This is a genomic window from Bacillus sp. GW823-FHT06A11, from assembly GCF_058795355.1.
In genome coordinates this window covers 460,975-479,972 of sequence record NZ_JBXAHS010000002.1, presented here as the reverse complement: position 1 = coordinate 479,972, position 18,998 = coordinate 460,975, and the positions used below count along the sequence as shown (strand labels likewise).

Genomic DNA, 18,998 nt, shown 5'->3' with positions numbered 1-18,998 from the left:
TAGTTTTATGTAAATTATTGATTTACTTTTACCATTGATGGGCGAATCACACGGTCTTTTAATTTATAACCTTTTTGGAATTCTTCCACAACCGCGTTTGATTCAAATTCACTATCTTCCACTTGCATAATAGCTTGGTGTTCATTAGGATCAAACTGTTTACCAACAGCTTCAATCACTTCCACACCTTCTTTAGTCAGCGCTTCTAACAATTGACGATGCACCATTTCCATACCTTGTAACAAGGATTTCGTTTGCTCATCAGTCGCTTCCACTTGCATTGCTCTTTCAAAATTATCAAGAGCTGGCAAGATGTCTGAAACTAGACTTTGTGCTCTATATTTTTCAGCAGCCTGTTTATCCATTTGGACACGGCGCTTATAATTTTCAAAATCAGCTTGTAGACGTAATGTGCGACCTTCCGTTTCCGTTAGTTTCGCTTGTAACTCATCTACTTTTTCTTGTAAAAGAGCAGCCTCACTTTTTTCTTCTACAGTTTCTTCACTGTTTTCTGGCGTGACAGCTTCTTCAACTTGCGCTTCTTTTACTTCTTCTACCACTTGTTCGTTACGCTCTTCCACAATATTCACCTCCTTAAAAGGTATTAGGTATCATGCATAGCATGATTACCTAAGCATTATATATTACACACAGCAATGAAAATTTCATCACTTGAGCGAATGTATTACTCTCATTTACTTTTTAAGTCCATCAGTAAATTGTCTCGTAAATAACTGTAACAAACTAATTACACGAGAATATTGCATTCTCGTAGGACCTAAAATAGCAATTGTTCCAAGTTGCTCTTCGCCGATCGAATATGTTGCAGAAATTAAACTGCAATCCTCCATAGCCGTCGAAGTGTTTTCCCTACCAATTTTCACTTGAATCCCGACTTGTTTATGACGCAAAATGTCATAAAATTCGGCTTCATTATCAATCATGGTAAGCAAAGATCTAACCTTTTGAATGTCATGGAACTCTGGCTGCGAAAGCATATTTGCTTTTCCTCCAAAGTATATCTTTTCCGATAACGGAACTTGAAATGTACCATCTAACATTTTTATTGCACTATCGTAATTATGAACATACCCACGTAAAACTGTAACAATTTCCTTAAAGATTTTATTATGAAGTTCTTCCATCGGTACGCCAGATAGCTTTTCATTTAAAACATTAACCATTTTTTCTAAATCTGATAAATCAACAGATTCCGGAACGGTAATCGTTTTACTTTGTACATGCCCTGTATCAGTTACAATAATAGCGACTGCAGTTTGACGATCAAGCGGCACAATTTGTACATTTTTAAGTTTATTTGTACTTAACTTCGGTCCAAGAACAATGGCCGTATAATTCGTAAGTTCTGATAAAATTTGAGCAGATTGCTGTGCAATTTTTTCCGCTTCAAAAATTCTTTCAGCAAATAAATCTTTAATTTGTACAATTTCAGCGTTCGGTAAGTTTTGCGGCGCTAAAAGATGGTCTACATAAAATCGGTAGCCTTTCTCAGAAGGAACACGTCCAGAAGAACTGTGCGTTTTTTCAATAAAACCTAATTCTTCTAAGTCCGCCATTTCATTTCGAATAGTAGCTGAACTAAATGTAATTTCATCTTTTTTAGCCAACGTTCTAGACCCAACAGGCTGCGCTGATCCAATAAAGTCATCAATAATTGTTTGTAAAATTAAGAGCTGACGTTCCGTAAGCATCTCATCATCACCTCTGTTAGCACTCTTTGTCTTTGAGTGCTAAATCTATTAATAACTTACCAAAATTGACATTCAATTGTCAACGGAAACGTCACGAAATAATGAAACTTTTTCACGCCTATGGAACATTTAATTAGTCAATCAAAAATGATTGGAATACTTCATTCCCTAATAATTTTCCTTTTCGCGTTAAACGCACATGTCCATTTTCCTCTTCAAGTAATCCTTGTTCTTGATTGCTTTGTAACTGCTTCGCGAAAACTTGATCCATCTCCACATTAAATTTATTGCGGAATGCTGTTTTAGAAACACCTTTTGTTTTTCGAAGTCCTAAGAACAGTTCTTCTTCCATTCTTTCTTTCTCCGTCACCTTATGAACATCTAAATACGGAAATCCTGTTTCATCAATTTTATTAAAATATTGCTTCAGCGGACCTACATTTTGAATACGTTCCCCATTCACATAACTATGAGCTCCAGCTCCAAAGCCATAATACTCTTCATTATTCCAGTATGTGAGATTATGTCTACTTTTATTGTCACCTTTTGAGAAATTACTAATTTCATACTGGTTATAACCGTGTTTCTCCATTTCATCCATTACCATTTCATACATTTTAGCTTCATGGTCTTCACCCGGAAGACGCAATTTCCCTTTATTCATTAAGTTATAAAACACTGTTTTAGGTTCCACAATTAATGAATATGCCGAGAAATGTTGTACACCAAGCGTAAAAGCAATGTCTAATGTTTCCTTCACATCTTCTATCGTTTGTCCTGGCAAAGCATAAATAATATCTACATTAATATTTTTAAAGCCTACTTCCTGAGCTTCTCGAATTGCTAGGAATGCATCTTCCCTCGTATGCTTGCGCCCGATTTTCTCAAGCAGTTCATCACGGAACGTTTGCACACCAAAACTAATTCGATTCACTCCACCTTCTAGTAGTACATTCAACTTCTCTTTCGGTAGATCTCCTGGATTCGCTTCAAATGTCAATTCACAATTCGGAGCAAACGGACGCAAATGACGATTAATAATCTCGAGTAATTTTTTTGTCTGTTCCATATTTAACGCTGTCGGAGTTCCACCGCCCACAAAAATCGTTTTCATACTATCAAACGGAACTTTTTGAACCGTATTTATTATTTCCTTCTCTAAATAATCTAAATATTGATCAACCGGTTGGCGTTCAATAAACACTTTATTAAAATCACAATAGTGACAAATGTGCTGACAAAACGGAATATGAATATATGCAGCTTGTACCAAATATAACTCCTACCTTTCTAAAAAGAAAACCTCCGCACTCCGGAGGATTCTCTACTTCTCTAACGTATTACGAATTTGTTCCATTCGCATTTTTCCCCAATCATACATCATTTCAACGATCGGTAAAAGTGACATGCCTAGTTCCGTCATATAATACTCAACACGAGGAGGAATTTCGGGATATACTGTTCGATCAACAATCCCATCTTCCATTAACTCTTTTAATTGGTTCGACAAAACTTTATGAGAAATGCTTGGGAATAACCGTTGTAATTCACTAAAACGATGAGGCCCTTCCACACCAAGATGCCACAGTATCACAACTTTCCACTTTCCACTAATAATAGAAAGCGTCAATTCCTTTTCACAATTAAAATTGCCATTTTGTATTTTATCTTGAATATCTTTTCGAATATTTTCGGACATTAACAATCTCCTAACTCTATATGAACTAAAAAGCTCTCTCATTATTGTAAATGAGAGCTGCTCAGATGTCTAAAAAGTAATTATACAGAAAAAAGAAGCCGCACAAACGACTTCTTTTTTATTTCAAATATTAGTTGTCATCCATTTTCAGTACAGCCATGAATGCCTCTTGTGGCACTTCTACAGAACCAACAGACTTCATACGTTTTTTACCTTCTTTTTGCTTATCAAGAAGTTTACGCTTACGAGAAATGTCACCGCCGTAACATTTTGCAAGTACGTTTTTACGCATCGCCTTAATTGTAGAACGTGCTACAACTTTATTTCCGATAGTCGCCTGAATTGGTACTTCGAACTGTTGTCTCGGAATTAATTCTTTTAATTTCTCTACAATTACTTTACCACGGTCATACGCTGAATCACGGTGTACGATAAATGATAAAGCATCCACTTGTTCATTATTTAAAAGAATATCCATTTTCACAAGTTTAGATGGTTTATAACCAATTAACTCGTAGTCAAATGATGCATACCCTTTCGTATTTGATTTCAATTGATCGAAGAAGTCATATACGATTTCTGATAACGGGATTTCATATGTTAATGTAACACGCGTTTCATCTAAATATTGCATATCAATAAACGTTCCACGTTTACCTTGGCAAATTTCCATTACAGCTCCAACATAGTCATTCGGAACCATAATTGAAGCCTTCACAAACGGCTCTTCTACACGATCGATAGACTGTGGATCTGGCATATTAGATGGATTATCAACAATAACATCTTCACCGTTTGTTAAATAAACTTTATAAATAACGCTTGGCGCTGTTGTAATTAAGTCAATCTTAAATTCACGTTCAATACGTTCTTGAATGATTTCCATGTGAAGAAGTCCTAAGAATCCACAACGGAAACCAAATCCTAACGCTTGAGATGTTTCTGGTTCAAACTCAAGAGCAGAATCGTTTAACTCTAATTTTTCTAACGCATCACGTAAATCGTTATAACGAGCAGAATCAATTGGATACAGCCCACAGAATACCATCGGGTTTAATTTACGGTAACCTGGTAACGCCTCTGCAGCTGGACGTTTCGCATGTGTAATCGTATCACCAACACGTGTATCACCTACGTTTTTAATAGATGCTGCTAAGAAACCTACATCACCTACTGTTAACTCGTCACGTTGCGTAGTTTTCGGTGTAAATACACCTACTTCTGTTACTTCAAATTCTTTACCCGTTGCCATCATACGTACTTTATCGCCAACTTTTACCGTTCCATTTACAACACGGATATAAGCAATTACACCACGGTACGGATCATATAAAGAGTCGAAAATCATACATTGTAACGGCTCTTCTGAATCACCTGCCGGAGCTGGTACTTTTTCAACAATTTGTTCTAAAATTTCTTCAATACCAATTCCAGCTTTCGCAGAAGCAAGTACCGCTTCTGATGCATCTAAACCAATTACATCTTCTACCTCTTGACGTACACGTTCTGGATCCGCACTTGGTAAGTCGATTTTATTGATAACTGGTAAAATTTCTAAGTTGTTATCGAGCGCTAAGTATACGTTCGCTAACGTTTGAGCTTCAATACCTTGCGCTGCATCTACTACAAGAATCGCGCCTTCACAAGCCGCTAAACTACGAGATACTTCGTACGTAAAGTCGACGTGTCCTGGTGTATCAATTAAATGAAGAATATACTCTTCACCATCTTTTGCTTTATAGTTTAATTGAACTGCGTTTAATTTGATTGTAATACCACGCTCACGCTCTAAATCCATAGAGTCAAGCAACTGAGCTTTCATTTCGCGTTGTGTTAACGCATTTGTTTTCTCTAAAATACGGTCTGCTAACGTTGATTTTCCGTGGTCAATATGAGCAATAATAGAGAAATTACGAATTTTGGACTGTCTTTTTGCTCTTTCTTCTTTGTTCATCTATGTTCTCAACTCCTAATAGTCTCGCCAATATACACTAGCACTGATTATATCAATAGAGCAACAAAGATTCAATGAAAACTCGTGCTGCTTACGATACAAATCATTCTATCTATATCTTATGCGAATAAACCATAAGAGACAAACCCTTTTCAAATTTTAAAACGGTTGTCTTACAAATCAGTAAAACAACCATCTCCCATGCTACTCTTAGCTAAAAATCCCCTTTATTTTCCCAACAACTATATCCGTTCCGAACTTCGTCATTTCATAAGCTACACTTGCTACCGCCATCCCAATTCCTTCTACAACATTAAAACTTCTTAAACGTTCTAATTGTTGTTGTTTTTCTGAAGCTGAAAACGAACTACCCAAAATTTCTGATTCAGCACCTGTACTCTCTGTCCCTGTCATATGAGCTATTTGTTCATACGACAATTGCCGATAACCTTTCATACTTTTCAAACCATGATTAGCAAGTGACACTCCTGCTATCATCATAAGTAAACATAAAGCTACACTACATATACACAAAAGCGCAAAACGACTCAAACTATTATCATCTTTCTCCCTCAATGTGTATACGCTCCCGTATTATCTTGATCAATTTGATGATGCAGCGCTGCATTTAAACCACTCGCTATTACATTCGCCATATCCTCAATAAAAGTATCTACTTCTTTTGGGGTCACCATTAAGTTATGACCAAGAGGCGATAGCACTTCATAAATCAACCTTCTTTTTTCTTCTTCTTCTAACGTACCAACAGCACCTAAAAACATATTTCGGCTCTTTTCATCTGGCATATCTTCTTCTGTTAATTTTTTCTTTTCTCCAAATGAAAATCCCGCTGGTAACAAAGATCTTGAAGGTTTGTTTCCTTCTTTCATCTCTCGACCAAAATGTTTCAAAATAAAATCAATCGTATCACTTGTAATCGAAACGGCATCGACCACAGTCGGAACACCAATTGCGATAACAGGGATACCTAATGTCTCTTTACTTAGTTCCTTACGTTTATTCCCAACCCCTGATCCAGGATGGATTCCAGTATCAGAAATTTGTATCGTGCTATTTACTCGTTCAATAGAACGGGCAGCTAATGCGTCAATCGCAATTACAAAGTCTGGATTTGTCTTCTCAATAATCCCATAAATAACATCGCTCGTTTCGATGCCTGTAATCCCCATTACCCCCGGCCGAATTGCACTAACAGGCCTGAATCCTTCTTCTACACTTTCAGGCTGCAATTGAAACAAATGTCTCGTTACTAATACATTTTCTACAACTATTGGCCCAAGAGCATCCGGTGTTACATTCCAATTCCCAAGGCCTACAATTAAACAGCTCGCTTCTTTGGTAACACCAACCTCTTCTAAGAAATAAGAAAATTCTTTTGCAAAAATACGCTCCACTTTTTGTTGAAGTTCTGTATCTTGCTGACGTATACCTTGTACTTCAAGCGTTAAATAATTTCCAGGTTTTTTACCCATCGCTTCAGAGGCAGCTTCATCAATTGTTACTTTTGTAATTATAGTACCTTCTTCTTCCCTCTCTTTTACAATTACCCCCTGTATCCCTTTTTGTTCTTCTTGGCTTTCTTGCAACATTTGATGAGCTTCTACAGCAAGGTCAGTTCTAACGCTATATTTACTTAAATCCAATGGTTCTTTCATCGTATCTCCTCCGTAATTCATAGTAAATATCGTTAGATTTCCCAAAGTTATATAAGGTCATTCTTTCCTTTACGTGAAATTTCATGGATATACTATTGCAATTCTCTTCACCGTTTGATAGAATATCACTTGTTCTATGTAAGAATCGAGTCATTCGATTGCACCAGGGAGGTGAAAAGTATGGCAAACATCAAATCTGCTATCAAACGCGCTAAACTTAGCGAAGAGCGTCGTGCACATAACGCTTCTATCAAGTCTGACATGCGTTCTGCTGTTAAAACTGTAGAAGCTTTAGTTACTAATAACGATCTTGAAAATGCTAAAGAAGCTTTCAAAACTGCTTCTAAAAAACTTGACAAAGCAGCTCGTAAAGGTCTTATCCACCAAAACGCTGCATCTCGTCAAAAATCTCGCTTAGCGAAACAAGTAAACGCGTAAGGCGTTTAAAAAACGATCCATTTGGATCGTTTTTTTATATACAAAAAAAGTTCATGCACTAGGTACATGAACTTTTTTTGTGTCATCACATATGATTTAATCGCATTAAGAAAAACTCGAGCACAAGTTTCTTATCCATCTTTCCCGTCTTCATACTATAATCAGCTTCTGCTAATTCTATAATCACTTTTTTTAATTCTTCAAAAGAGAAAAATTTCGTTTGATTCATCGCCAATTTTACACGATACGGATGTACACCAATATGAGATGCAATTTGATTTTGCCCATAACCACGTTGCTGTAACTCTTTCACTTGATACAACAAACGGAATTGACTCACTAATAACGCAAGCAATTTAATCGGCTCTTCCTGCTGCGTAAATAATCCATCCAAAATTTGCATTGCACCTGCAATATCTTTTTTCACCACTTTTTCTGTCAAAGCAAATACATTTTGCTCAACTGATTTTGGCACAAGCTCTGCAACAAGTTTCGTCGTAATCTCTCCGCCCATACCAACGTATAACGTTAACTTGTCCATTTCCTTCGCCAACATCGTTACATTACTTCCCACAAGCTCTAGCAACAAACTAACAGCCGCGTTATCAATGTGCACATGCACTTCATCTGCACGAGCAATAATCCACTTCTGAACATCCTGCACTTGCATCGCATTCGCTTCTACTACATCTGCTGTTTTCTTTAATAGTTTTGTAATTTTTTTTCGCTCATCAAGTTTTTCGTAAGGCGCAACAAAAACAAGAATAGAAAATGGAGAAGGTTCACCAATGTATTCTTCTAAAATTTTTATATTTTGCTCTAACTTTTCTTTTTGCGAAGTCAGAAATAGCGGTGATTTTATTAACAGTACTTTCCGTTCTCCAAAGAAAGGAAGCGTACGCGCATCCTCAACCACATCTTCTAAATATGCTTCTTCCAAATCGTATGTCACAACATTAAACTCTCGATCTTCTTCTTCAAGTGCTTCTGTCGTAATAAGCTTTATCGTTTCATTTATAAAAAAAGCTTCCGTTCCATATAGTAAATATAACGAAGCAAACTGTTTCTTTTTAATTTTTTTATGTATATCACTCATACTTTTTCCTACTCCCTAACTTGGCAATATATATTTATACTAATGCCCTAGCTTTTGTTTTACAAGTACAAAGGAACAGGCTTTATAACCCGTCCCTTTATTTATATTAAACGCCACGCAATAAGCCCCGGGTTTCTTATTGGTGTGCGGTAATCACCTTCCCTTTATTATTCACAATAAAAATTCGAGTATAAGTGCCAACTGTTAACATGCTTGGAAACAAAAAACTCACGTTACTTCATGATCTAAAAGTAGCAAAAAAGCTCATTTTCTCTTCATATGGAAATTGTAGATTTTTTTCTGACAATATTTTATACTAAAGTGGAATGTTGGGGAGGGATTCTAAATGAATGATTTTGAACAAAACGTTCAAAGTAAACGCAATGACGCTATTGATTCAGGGGTAGGATTTATCGTCTCATTTGGTTTTTTCGCAACACTTTTCATCATTGCAACTGTTATTAAATTTATCGGTTCTTAAAGACTGCCACTTCATGGCAGTCTTCTCTTTTTCACCTATTATATGTCTTATCGTATGTGATTTTACTTTGAAAGGTTCCATTTTCCCCTTTAAAAACATAGGAAATAGCACCTTGCTTGTCCGTGCGCCATATCACACTCCCCATCTTCTCCAAACGCTCTATCACTTCTTTATGTGGGTGTCCATATCTATTCTGCTTACCAACAGATATAATCGCTACACGGGGCTGTATAACGTTCAAAAAAGACTCTATAGATGACGTGTTACTTCCATGATGAGCAACTTTTAAAACATCTACTCGCAAATCTGGATACGCAGATACTAAAAACTGCTCTCCTTCTTCTTCTAAATCGCCTGTAAATAGCCACGTCAATCCTCCAAATTTTGCCCATATTACAATTGAAGCATTATTTTCACTTTTTTCTTTTCCTTTTGGAGCTAAAACGAAAAATTCAGCTTCATTTACACTCCAACTTTCCCCTTCCCCCACTTCAGTTATTTTCATTTCCTTTTCTAATGCCTGTTTCTTTACTACTTTTTCTAATACTGCATCTTTTCCCTTCCGGCCAAACACAACTTCTTTTACAGGTATATATGATAATAATTCTTGCGCAGCACCTATATGATCTGCATCTCCATGCGTTACGATTAATTTATTAATTGTTTTAATACCTTCTTTTTGTAAATAGGGTATTAAAACATCATTTCCAACAGAAAATTCATGCTTTTTTTGTTGCCACTCTTCCTTATTGACACGAAGCGTTCCACCTGTATCAATAAGATAAACCCCTTTATCATACGGAAGGCGAATTAATATTGCATCACCTTGTCCAACATCAATAAATGTTACACTTCCACTTCCTCTAAAATATGGATATACATAATGACACGTGCTAATAAAAAGAAATATACTCACAACTATACAAATCATTTTTTTCGGCGCTCTCCTTTCCCAAACCATCAATATACTGACAATACTCGCGCAATATACAGCTACAAGATTGAAGGACGTTTTCCCGAAAATAAGCTGGTTAAATGGTAAACTTTCACCATAACTTAGAAAAACATTAGACATACTCAAGCCTATTGATAACACATCCGCAAATCCTTTTGCGAGAAACGGGACAATTGGCATACACAGTAAAATAATAATGCTACATGGTAATACAATGATAGATAAAAACGGAACGTATAAAAGATTGAGGAAAATGCTATATGGAGAAAAATAACCAAAGTGATATAACAAAATCGGAGTACTAACGAGCTGTGAAATGATAGAAATATAAATAGAATTTCGGATTACTCCGTTGCTACTCACTAACAATAACGGAGCAGACAAAAGTAAAGCGAAGCTACCTACAAAAGAAAACTGAAATCCAATATTAAAAACAAGATAAGGGTCATATATAAGCATACATATAGCTGTTACACTTAAAGCATCTAAACTAGATAAACGAATCGAGCACATAAAAGCAATCAACGTCAAAACTCCTGTTATAGAAGCCCTTATAACAGAGGGTGACGCCCCTGCTAAAACCATATACAAAGGAATACAAATGATAAGGCAAATTGTTGCTACCTCCCTCGTCGCACCACTTCTTAGCAAAATAAAATATACTATCACCATTAACAATACAATGTGCGAACCTGAAATTGCTAACAAATGTACAAGACCAAACTGTTGATATTGCTCTTCCACTTCAAACGTCATTTGTTGTCTATCACCAAATAGTAACGCATTCATAAAAGCACCTGATTGCTCTGGAAACATCTCTGTAACTTTCGAGATTACTTGTTGCCTCAAAAGGAGAATCCATTGCATGAGCGACAGTGATGTTTTATAGCATTCAGAAATATATGTAGCCTCAAATGTGAAATGAATATGTTGCTTGTATAAATAATCACGGTAATTAAAACCATGAAAATTCCGAGCTGTTTGCGGTTCTTTCCTCTCACCCTCGAATACACATGATATCCCTGCGTATAATTGCTGCATTTTTTCCTTTTCCAAGGCTGATTTTATTCTATAACTTAACTGCACTATATTTTTATTGTGATCTTCAAACTGAAAAGATAGGCGATCCCCATTAACAAGCGGTGTATTTTGTATAACCCCTCTTGTAACTCCATAGGGCTCTCCTAGAGACTTATTCCACCCTTGAACATAGGAAGTGTATATAACGCCACTAAAGCACGCTACAATGCAAAAAAAGAAGGTTTTACGCGAAGTGCGATATAAACAGAAGAAAACATTTAAAAAGAGGCAAAAAACTATCAATAAAAGTGACGAGGAAAAGGCAATTGCAATCCCTATTATAAACGAGATTGCAACATAACCCCATTGTTCCTGCAACTTATACTCACTCCTTATAGCATCATTTTTGCTTTCGTGAATACATGCTGTAATTCTTCCATTGATAAATTATCTTTTTCTAAAGACGCAAATAATTCTTTTAACTCCGTATAACGTTTTTGCTCCTCTAATGCAGCGATATCATATTCTAGCGGAACGTGCTTCACTGTTACATTCGCTTGTTCAAATAACTCTATGGCGTATGGATGATTTTTATAATCCTGCGCATAATAAACCGCTGTAATACCACTTTGAATAATTGCCTTACAACATTGTAAACAAGGGAAATGCGTAACGTAAATTTCTGCTTCCTCTGTTTTCGCACCAAACTTGGCACATTGTAATAAAGCATTCATTTCGGCATGAATTGTCCGAACACAATGATTATCGATTACGTAACAACCATCATCTATACAATGTACGCCACCTTTAATCGAACCATTATATCCACCAGCAATAATTCGTTTATCGCGAACGATTGTCGCTCCTACCGCAAGCCTTGTACATGTACTACGTAACGATAGTAGATGGCTTTGCGTCATAAAATATTGATCCCATGAAATTCGTTCCATATTTTTCACCTACTTTTTTGTCTACTTGTAGTGTAGCGAAAGAAGAAAAACTTCGTCAATCTTTTACGGAATAATAATTTGATCTTTTATCTTTTCAAGAGACTTCGCACCAATCCCATCAATCTCTAATAAATCTTCTATTTTCTGAAACGGACCATGTTCTTCTCGATATTTCAAAATACTTTCTGCCTTTCGAGAGCCAATCCCTGTAATTTTTTCCAATTGCTCTTTCGCTGCTGTATTTATTCGAATCTTGCCATCTTCCTTAGAAGAAGTAAACATCCCTTGTTCTGACTCATTTTTACTCGGTATATAAAGAAGCATTTGATCTTGTACAATTTGTGCTAAATTCACTTTTTTCATATCTACTTCTGATAAAAAACCACCAGCCTTTTGAACCGCATCCTTTACGCGATCCCCTTCCTTCATTTCATATACCCCTTCTTTATTAACCGCTCCTTTCACATCAATTATAATTGTTCTTTTCTGTTCCTTTGTATCCGATATTTTCGGTTTACCCTTTTTTTCTATCTCCTTCTCTTGCACATTCATTGTAATAGGCGTTCGTTCTACACTCTGATTCGTTTTCCAAAAAACAAGAAAAAGTAAAGTTCCAATAATAGCTACTAAACCTAACCACTTTTTCGGAAAATCCCACATCATTTTACACCTCTAATCATAAATTTATAACATCATTCATATTGTTTAGGAGAAAGCTGTTACGAAGGAGGGATGAAACTTTGAACATAGGAATTATAGGGACAGGAAACATGGGGAATATACTAATCGATGCATTTTTAGAAACCCGTGCTGTCAAACCTTCGTGCCTTACAATCATTAATCGGACGCCTGCCAAAGCATATCATATAAAAGAAAAATACCCTTCTGTTCATATAGCAAAAACAATCCCGGAAGTAATCGAACAATCACAACTTATTTTTATTTGCGTTAAGCCGATAGATATATACCCTATCCTAAAAAAATACGCTGAACATTTTTCTGATGAAACGTGCTTAGTTTCTATTACAAGTCCAATATCTCCATCACAATTAGAGACTCTCGTACCGTGCCACGTCGCACGTATCATTCCAAGTATCACAAATCGCGCCCTCTCTGGCGCCTCACTATTTACATTTGGAGATAATTGCTCTGAAGAATGGCAACAAAAACTACTTCGTCTATTCAAAAATATTTCTACACCTCTTGTAATAGAAGAAGATATAACACGTGTTTCATCTGATATAGCAAGTTGCGGTCCTGCTTTCTTTAGTTATTTACTACAATGCTTCATTAACGCTGCTGTAGATAAAACAAATATTACACACGAAGAGGCTACTACTTTAGTAAGTGAAATGGTCGTGGGGATGGGGAAATTACTTGAAAAAGAAATCTTCACATTACCTACCTTACAAGAAAAGGTTTGCGTGAAAGGCGGCGTTACCGGGGAAGGCATTCGGGTTTTAGAAGAACACGTTGGAGATATGTTCCATAAGTTAATCGAGCGAACACATGAAAAATTTGATGAAGATTTAGAATGCGTTGATCAGCAATTCAATAAACACACATAATAAATACGTCATTTTCATTCCAAATCCTTTTTATAAATACTTACTTTTTTACAATACATTTTCACTTCAACTACTATTCCCACACTTTACGCATACGATCTTCAGATTATGCTAGAACTAAAAATACATCTTCTTTATAAAACAAAAGCAACCTTCTCGGTTGCTTTTGTTTTATTTGTTTTATCCGTTTTTCTTCGCCATGAAGAAAATACGCTCTGTTTGTTCTGTAACTTCAAGTCGCTCAAAATCACCTGTTACACGAAGAACTGTAAAACCTGCTTCTTCAAGCCATTTCGTTAACTCTTCCACTTGATATGCACGTTGCACGTGACATTCGTCAAACCGATGGTACACATCTTCTTCCGGATCTTGAACAAAGAATGTCAAATCATGCTCTACACTATTTGATTCTTCACCAGGGAAGCAATTCCAAATAAGAGATATTTCTTCTCCATTCACTGTATACGTTTCATTTTGAAATACATGATGTATTTTATATAAAGAATGTACATCAAATAAAAACAAACCATCTTGACGCAAATGGTGAAACACTCTTCTAAATGTTTCTTGTACTCCATCTTCTTGCAATACATAATTTAATGAATCACAAAAGATAGTGACACAGTCAAACTCACCGGGAACATCAAGCTCTCGCATGTCTTGTTGGTAAAAAGGAATAAAGTATCCCTCTCCTCCTAGTTTTTGCTGAGCGACTGTTAACATTTCTTCTGAAAGATCGACACCTATTAAATCGTAACCCTTTTGCACAAGTGGAAGGGTTACATTACCCGTACCGCATGCTACATCAAGAATTTTTGCATCTTTCATATCTGCCTGCTGCAGGCTTTCCTCTGTGAATTCTACCCATTTATCATAAGGGACATCATTCATCAGTTCGTCGTACAACAATGCAAATTGTTCGTATTTCATTGGCCTAGCTCTTCTGTTATATCTTCACGTGGCACATCGCCCCATAGACGCTCTAAATTATAGTGATTACGCTCATCTTTATGGAATACATGGGCAACTACATCTCCAAGATCAACTAATACCCAACGTGCTTCGTCAAAACCTTCCATACGTTGTACGTCGATTTGGAACTCATGTGCTTTTGATTTAATTTCACGTGCAATTGCTTGCACTTGTTTATCTGAATTACCGTGACAAATAATGAAATAATCTGCAATTGGTGAAATACCTTGCATATTTAGGACAACCATATCTTCTGCTCTTTTATCATCAGCTGCTTTTGCCGCTAACACTAATAAATCTTTATCGTTCATTTACTCATTTCCTCCTTGATAACTGCATTGTATGTTTGGAATGTTAATGGATAAATCGTCTGATTTTTTTCCATTAAAAATTGAATTGTTCTCTTTAACGCAAATAATAAAGCTTGATTTATATCCGTATATGCGAGTTTACGAGCCTCTTCCACACCCGGAAACTTTCGCCCTGGCTCAATGTAATCAGCTACATAAATCACTTTATCTAACATCGTCATGTTCTCATGACCACTTGTATGATATGTAATAGCTTGCAATATTTCAGAATCCGTAATGCCTACCTCTTTTTCTACTAAGTATGCCCCAACAGGCGCATGCCACAACTCTTTATTATAGCAAAGTAAATCTTTCGGCAAATCTTCACGTTTAATAATCTCTTCCATCTCTGAAATCGCTCTACATTTCGCATAATCATGGAATATAGCTGCCATCTCTGCTTTTTTCTCGTCTACACCGTATAACTTAGCAAGCTCAATCGCTGTCTCCATTACACCAATTGTGTGTATATAACGTTTTTCATGCATTTGTTGTTTGACAATATGCAGTGCATTCTCACGATTCATACAACCCATTCCTCTCGATATATACCTGTACTTTTTCAGGAAGTAAATATTTACACGTTTTCTTCTCCTTATATCTCTCACGTAATAAGGATGAAGAAACTGCAAATTCCGGAATTTCCACTGTAGTAATCTTATATGTTGTATGCAATGTATACCCAGGTCTTGCAACTCCAACAAATGTTACAAGATTAAGTAAAGCTTCAATGTTATACCACTTCGGTAAATACTCAACCATATCCCCACCGATAATAAAGTGAAACTGCACATCCGGATACTTCTTCGTCAATTGTAACATAGTGTCATACGTATAAGATGGGCCCTTCCTGCTTAGCTCTTCTAAACAAATAGAAAAGTGTTCTTCTGCCTCAGTCGCAAGCTCTAACATATGTAAACGACTTTCTATACTTGTAATATTACGTCCTTGTTTATGTGGCGGAATCTGGTTTGGCAAGAACCATACTTCTTCCAATTCCAAAGCGTGATATACTTCATTTGCAATTAGCAAATGTCCATAGTGAGGCGGATCAAATGTACCGCCAATGATGCCAATTTTCCTCAAAAGAAACGCCCCTTCCTCTTACATACAGCAACTCTCCTTGGTTAGGAACGAAGAGAGTTGCTATTAATAAAAGTTCAATTGGTTTCGCTCTCTACATCATTACGCATCAGCGATAAAAAATAGCGCATGCTATTCTTTTTATCGAGGAAGCTTAATTTGTTTATTTTCTCTTGATTCTTTGTATAAAACGATTGTGCTTCCAATTACTTGAACAATTTCAGCACGTGCACCTTTTGCAAGTTCTTCCGCAACCTCACGGCGATCAAATTCACAGTTTTGTAATACGCTCACTTTAAATAGTTCACGAACTTCTAACGCTTCTCCAATTTGTTTTACCATATTTTCATTTACTCCGCCTTTTCCTACTTGAAAAATTGGTGTTAAATGATGTGCTTGTGCACGTAAAAATCTTTTTTGTTTTCCTGTTAACATATATGTTAGCCTCCAAGCTTTTCTATAACTAATTGTTTCATTCGATCAATATTTGGTACACGTCCTGTCCACATTTCAAATGCAAGTGCTCCTTGATAAACAAACATATCAATACCATTTTGAATGATTGCGCCTTGCTCTTTTGCCTCACATAAAATTTTCGTTTCAAATGGATTATAAATTATATCTGATACAATCGTTCCTTTTTTTAACGAACACATTTGTAATGGCGTATGTTCGACGTGTGGATGCATACCTATCGTTGTCGTCTGAATGATAATATGATAATTTCCTTGTTCTTCTGTCGCTTTTTCTAACGACAAAGCAACAGAATGAACATCGGCCGTACGTGCAGCAATAAGTTCTTTCGCCTTATCTACTGTACGATTGGCTACATCAATCTCTTTTACACCTACATCAGCAAGAGAAAAATAAATAGCTCGGCTAGCACCACCTGCACCAAGTAACAAAATACGTTTCCCTTGAAGTGGTTCATTACTAATTGACTGCAGCGCTCGAACAAAACCAATTCCATCTGTGTTGTAGCCAATTAACCTTCCATTCTTATGAACCACTGTATTTACTGCACCGATTTTCCTTGCCAATGGATCAATCTCATCCAAATACTCCATGATAGCAACCTTGTGCGGAGTTGTTACATTAAATCCTGAAATCCCTAATGCTTTTAAACCTCTTACTGCTTCCCCTAGCGCTTCCTCTTCAACAAGGAATGCATGATAATGGGCATCCATATTCAAGTGTTCAAATGCATCGTTATGCATAACGGGTGATAATGAATGTCCAATTGGATTTCCGATTACACCATATAATTGTTTCATAAATCCCTCTCCATATTAAATTAAAGATTTACGTAGTGAAACACTTACTCCTTTTGGTACGTGTGCAACAATTTTCGCGCCTGGTTCGTTCACAGTAACCCATCCTAATCCAGAGAATACAACATCCGTCTTTGGTTCACGAATATTAAATTCGTATTTCACTAACTCAGGCATATTTGCTAATTCTTCTGGCGTTGGCGGGCTTAGTAAATCTCCAGCATGATTTTTATATAATTCATCTGCTTTCTCAAGCTTTGTACGATGGATTGTTAAACGATTCGAGAAGTGACAAGTAAACGCACGACGACCACCACTTACATAATCAAAACGTGCCAATCCACTAAAGAATAACGTTTGTTCTTCATTTAATTGGAATACCATCGGCTTAATTTCTTTTGTTGGTGTAATAAGCTTTAAGCTTTGCTTCCCAACATAATGAGCCATTTGGTGGTGGTTAATAATACCTGGCGTATCATATAAAGAAGATTCTTCGTCTAATGGAATATCAATTAAATCCAGTGTTGTTCCTGGGAAATGAGATGTTGTAATTACATTTTCAGTCTCATCACTAAATTCTTTAATCATACGATTAATAAATGTCGATTTCCCTACATTCGTACATCCAACAACATAAACATCTTTGCCGCCGCGATAATACTCAATAGCATCTGCTAGTTCAGCAATTCCTTGTCCCTTCGCTGCACTAATTAAAAAGACATCTTCTGGTTTTAATCCTAGCTGCTTTGCACTATAGCGCATCCAATGCTTTACTTTATCATGTTTTACTGACTTTGGAATTAAATCAGCTTTATTTCCAACAAGTAATACTTTATTATTCCCTACGAAACGATGTAAGCCAGGTAACCAGCTACCATTAAAATCAAAAATATCTACAATTTTGACTACTAATGCATCTGATTTTCCAATTCCATTTAAAATGCGTAGGAAGTCATCATCTGTTAACGATACATCTTGAATTTCATTGTAATGCTTCAAGCGAAAACAACGTTGACAAATGACTTGTTCTTTCTCTAAAGATGAGGTAGGAGCATACCCCACTTCGTTTTTATTTTCTGTTTGAATTTCTACACCGCAACCAATACATTTAATTGTTTCAGTCAAACTTTATTCCTCCCAGTTAATTAAACCTTTTTTCTTCATATTTTTCATGATTCTTCGTTCAATTTTCCGATTAAAGCGCGTCACTAATCCGTCCGTTTGTGCTACCGGTACAACTAAAATTGTATGAAGCCCTACTCGGTTTCCACCAAGCACATCAGTCAGTAACTGATCTCCAATTACTACAACTTCCTCTGCCTGCAGATGCATCTCTTGTATCGCACGCTTAAACGCTCGAACAAATGGTTTACGTGCACTATGAATAAATGGAATACCTAATGGGTCAGCAAAATCTTTTACACGTTGCTCATTATTATTTGAAACAACCGTTACTTGGATGCCTTGCTCTTTCATTTTTAAGAACCATTCTTCAAGTTGCGGGGTTGCATTTGGACGATCCCATTCAATTAAAGTGTTATCTAAATCAGTAATAACACCTTTAATCCCACGTTTTTTTAAATCTTCTGGTTGAACATGATATACATTTTTCACGTATTCATTTGGTAAAAATAGTTTCAATTTCTTTCACCTCTTTGAGGATTTTTCATAAAATTTTTCGACAACATTTTTCGATATATAACCTGTGGATAAAATTGTACACATTTTCCACATTAATTTTTCAGTTAATTTGGAATTTACTAACAAACTATA

At 36.2% G+C, this 18,998-nt stretch carries 22 protein-coding genes; 3 read left to right on the top strand and 19 right to left on the bottom strand.

The annotated features are described in order from the left end of the window. Nucleotides 1-14 precede the first annotated feature (14 nt). From grpE to gpr, 7 genes are all read right to left on the bottom strand, one after another. Nucleotides 15-581, bottom strand: coding sequence for a nucleotide exchange factor GrpE (gene grpE, locus AC1Q8L_RS10955; RefSeq protein WP_000392711.1), 567 nt, complete (start codon nt 579-581; stop codon nt 15-17). A 114-nt stretch (nt 582-695) separates the two neighbouring features. Continuing rightward, nucleotides 696-1,712 (bottom strand): heat-inducible transcriptional repressor HrcA, encoded by a 1,017-nt coding sequence (hrcA, locus tag AC1Q8L_RS10950; protein ID WP_000954942.1) that lies wholly within the window; start codon nt 1,710-1,712, stop codon nt 696-698. A 133-nt stretch (nt 1,713-1,845) separates the two neighbouring features. Continuing rightward, entirely contained in the window at nt 1,846-2,985 is a 1,140-nt protein-coding gene (hemW, locus tag AC1Q8L_RS10945) for a radical SAM family heme chaperone HemW (protein WP_000249436.1), read from the bottom strand. Nucleotides 2,986-3,036: 51 nt separating this feature from the next. Then, entirely contained in the window at nt 3,037-3,411 is a 375-nt protein-coding gene (locus AC1Q8L_RS10940; protein WP_001293539.1) for a winged helix-turn-helix transcriptional regulator, read from the bottom strand. A gap of 130 nt (nt 3,412-3,541) precedes the next feature. Then, entirely contained in the window at nt 3,542-5,365 is a 1,824-nt protein-coding gene (gene lepA / locus AC1Q8L_RS10935) for an elongation factor 4 (protein ID WP_001030948.1), read from the bottom strand. Between the two features lie 210 nt (nt 5,366-5,575). Then, nucleotides 5,576-5,941 (bottom strand): YqxA family protein, encoded by a 366-nt coding sequence (locus AC1Q8L_RS10930; protein WP_001207094.1) that lies wholly within the window; start codon nt 5,939-5,941, stop codon nt 5,576-5,578. Further along, nucleotides 5,938-7,041, bottom strand: a complete 1,104-nt coding sequence (gpr, locus tag AC1Q8L_RS10925) for a GPR endopeptidase (protein ID WP_000662644.1) — start codon at nt 7,039-7,041, stop codon at nt 5,938-5,940. Before gpr ends, AC1Q8L_RS10930 begins: the two co-directional genes overlap by 4 nt. Nucleotides 7,042-7,221: 180 nt before the next feature. On the opposite strand from gpr, the gene rpsT reads away from it, so the two are divergent. Beyond that, the gene (gene rpsT / locus AC1Q8L_RS10920) at nt 7,222-7,479 is read left to right on the top strand and encodes a 30S ribosomal protein S20 (RefSeq protein ID WP_001274012.1); all 258 of its coding nucleotides are present in this window, start codon (nt 7,222-7,224) and stop codon (nt 7,477-7,479) included. Nucleotides 7,480-7,564: 85 nt separating this feature from the next. Here rpsT and holA read toward each other — a convergent pair whose 3' ends face one another. Further along, nucleotides 7,565-8,575, bottom strand: coding sequence for a DNA polymerase III subunit delta (holA, locus tag AC1Q8L_RS10915; protein ID WP_001279933.1), 1,011 nt, complete (start codon nt 8,573-8,575; stop codon nt 7,565-7,567). Nucleotides 8,576-8,921: 346 nt separating this feature from the next. On the opposite strand from holA, the gene AC1Q8L_RS10910 reads away from it, so the two are divergent. Continuing rightward, the gene (locus AC1Q8L_RS10910; RefSeq protein WP_000997609.1) at nt 8,922-9,056 is read left to right on the top strand and encodes a YqzM family protein; all 135 of its coding nucleotides are present in this window, start codon (nt 8,922-8,924) and stop codon (nt 9,054-9,056) included. A 31-nt stretch (nt 9,057-9,087) separates the two neighbouring features. Here AC1Q8L_RS10910 and AC1Q8L_RS10905 read toward each other — a convergent pair whose 3' ends face one another. The 3 genes from AC1Q8L_RS10905 to AC1Q8L_RS10895 all read right to left on the bottom strand — a co-directional run bounded on the left by AC1Q8L_RS10905 (nt 9,088) and on the right by AC1Q8L_RS10895 (nt 12,644). After that, nucleotides 9,088-11,409, bottom strand: a complete 2,322-nt coding sequence (locus AC1Q8L_RS10905) for a DNA internalization-related competence protein ComEC/Rec2 (RefSeq protein WP_098311710.1) — start codon at nt 11,407-11,409, stop codon at nt 9,088-9,090. A 14-nt stretch (nt 11,410-11,423) separates the two neighbouring features. After that, nucleotides 11,424-11,981, bottom strand: a complete 558-nt coding sequence (locus tag AC1Q8L_RS10900) for a ComE operon protein 2 (protein WP_000439773.1) — start codon at nt 11,979-11,981, stop codon at nt 11,424-11,426. A gap of 63 nt (nt 11,982-12,044) precedes the next feature. Then, nucleotides 12,045-12,644, bottom strand: a complete 600-nt coding sequence (locus AC1Q8L_RS10895) for a helix-hairpin-helix domain-containing protein (protein WP_000989936.1) — start codon at nt 12,642-12,644, stop codon at nt 12,045-12,047. Nucleotides 12,645-12,721: 77 nt separating this feature from the next. Here AC1Q8L_RS10895 and comER point away from each other — a divergent pair, with 77 nt between their 5' ends. Then, a complete protein-coding gene (gene comER / locus AC1Q8L_RS10890) occupies nt 12,722-13,549 on the top strand; it encodes a late competence protein ComER (RefSeq protein WP_001020554.1) in 828 nt (275 codons plus the stop codon). Nucleotides 13,550-13,729: 180 nt separating this feature from the next. Here comER and AC1Q8L_RS10885 read toward each other — a convergent pair whose 3' ends face one another. From AC1Q8L_RS10885 to AC1Q8L_RS10850, 8 genes are all read right to left on the bottom strand, one after another. Further along, complete coding sequence (locus AC1Q8L_RS10885; protein WP_000873062.1) at nt 13,730-14,479, bottom strand: class I SAM-dependent methyltransferase; 750 nt, start codon at nt 14,477-14,479, stop codon at nt 13,730-13,732. Next, complete coding sequence (rsfS, locus tag AC1Q8L_RS10880; RefSeq protein WP_000998173.1) at nt 14,476-14,832, bottom strand: ribosome silencing factor; 357 nt, start codon at nt 14,830-14,832, stop codon at nt 14,476-14,478. Before rsfS ends, AC1Q8L_RS10885 begins: the two co-directional genes overlap by 4 nt. Then, entirely contained in the window at nt 14,829-15,398 is a 570-nt protein-coding gene (gene yqeK, locus AC1Q8L_RS10875; RefSeq protein WP_001078478.1) for a bis(5'-nucleosyl)-tetraphosphatase (symmetrical) YqeK, read from the bottom strand. Before yqeK ends, rsfS begins: the two co-directional genes overlap by 4 nt. After that, nucleotides 15,388-15,957 (bottom strand): nicotinate-nucleotide adenylyltransferase, encoded by a 570-nt coding sequence (gene nadD / locus AC1Q8L_RS10870; protein ID WP_001226038.1) that lies wholly within the window; start codon nt 15,955-15,957, stop codon nt 15,388-15,390. Before nadD ends, yqeK begins: the two co-directional genes overlap by 11 nt. A gap of 138 nt (nt 15,958-16,095) precedes the next feature. Continuing rightward, a complete protein-coding gene (gene yhbY, locus AC1Q8L_RS10865) occupies nt 16,096-16,389 on the bottom strand; it encodes a ribosome assembly RNA-binding protein YhbY (protein ID WP_000955227.1) in 294 nt (97 codons plus the stop codon). 5 nt (nt 16,390-16,394) lie between these two features. After that, nucleotides 16,395-17,228, bottom strand: a complete 834-nt coding sequence (aroE, locus tag AC1Q8L_RS10860) for a shikimate dehydrogenase (RefSeq protein WP_098311711.1) — start codon at nt 17,226-17,228, stop codon at nt 16,395-16,397. Nucleotides 17,229-17,243: 15 nt separating this feature from the next. After that, entirely contained in the window at nt 17,244-18,350 is a 1,107-nt protein-coding gene (gene yqeH / locus AC1Q8L_RS10855; protein WP_000140807.1) for a ribosome biogenesis GTPase YqeH, read from the bottom strand. 3 nt (nt 18,351-18,353) lie between these two features. Beyond that, nucleotides 18,354-18,866, bottom strand: coding sequence for a YqeG family HAD IIIA-type phosphatase (locus AC1Q8L_RS10850; RefSeq protein ID WP_000765307.1), 513 nt, complete (start codon nt 18,864-18,866; stop codon nt 18,354-18,356). Between the last annotated feature and the right edge of the window lie 132 nt (nt 18,867-18,998).

Bases quoted from the DNA above. Each gene is read 5' to 3' on its own strand.
- hrcA (WP_000954942.1), bottom strand. From the start codon at position 1,712: ATGCTTACGGAACGTCAGCTCTTAATTTTACAAACAATTATTGATGAC.
- AC1Q8L_RS10940 (WP_001293539.1), bottom strand. From the start codon at position 3,411: ATGTCCGAAAATATTCGAAAAGATATTCAAGATAAAATACAAAATGGC.
- lepA (WP_001030948.1), bottom strand. From the start codon at position 5,365: ATGAACAAAGAAGAAAGAGCAAAAAGACAGTCCAAAATTCGTAATTTC.
- gpr (WP_000662644.1), bottom strand. From the start codon at position 7,041: ATGAAAGAACCATTGGATTTAAGTAAATATAGCGTTAGAACTGACCTT.
- rpsT (WP_001274012.1), top strand. From the start codon at position 7,222: ATGGCAAACATCAAATCTGCTATCAAACGCGCTAAACTTAGCGAAGAG.
- holA (WP_001279933.1), bottom strand. From the start codon at position 8,575: ATGAGTGATATACATAAAAAAATTAAAAAGAAACAGTTTGCTTCGTTA.
- AC1Q8L_RS10910 (WP_000997609.1), top strand. From the start codon at position 8,922: ATGAATGATTTTGAACAAAACGTTCAAAGTAAACGCAATGACGCTATT.
- AC1Q8L_RS10900 (WP_000439773.1), bottom strand. From the start codon at position 11,981: ATGGAACGAATTTCATGGGATCAATATTTTATGACGCAAAGCCATCTA.
- AC1Q8L_RS10895 (WP_000989936.1), bottom strand. From the start codon at position 12,644: ATGATGTGGGATTTTCCGAAAAAGTGGTTAGGTTTAGTAGCTATTATT.
- AC1Q8L_RS10885 (WP_000873062.1), bottom strand. From the start codon at position 14,479: ATGAAATACGAACAATTTGCATTGTTGTACGACGAACTGATGAATGAT.
- rsfS (WP_000998173.1), bottom strand. From the start codon at position 14,832: ATGAACGATAAAGATTTATTAGTGTTAGCGGCAAAAGCAGCTGATGAT.
- yqeK (WP_001078478.1), bottom strand. From the start codon at position 15,398: ATGAATCGTGAGAATGCACTGCATATTGTCAAACAACAAATGCATGAA.
- yhbY (WP_000955227.1), bottom strand. From the start codon at position 16,389: ATGTTAACAGGAAAACAAAAAAGATTTTTACGTGCACAAGCACATCAT.
- aroE (WP_098311711.1), bottom strand. From the start codon at position 17,228: ATGAAACAATTATATGGTGTAATCGGAAATCCAATTGGACATTCATTA.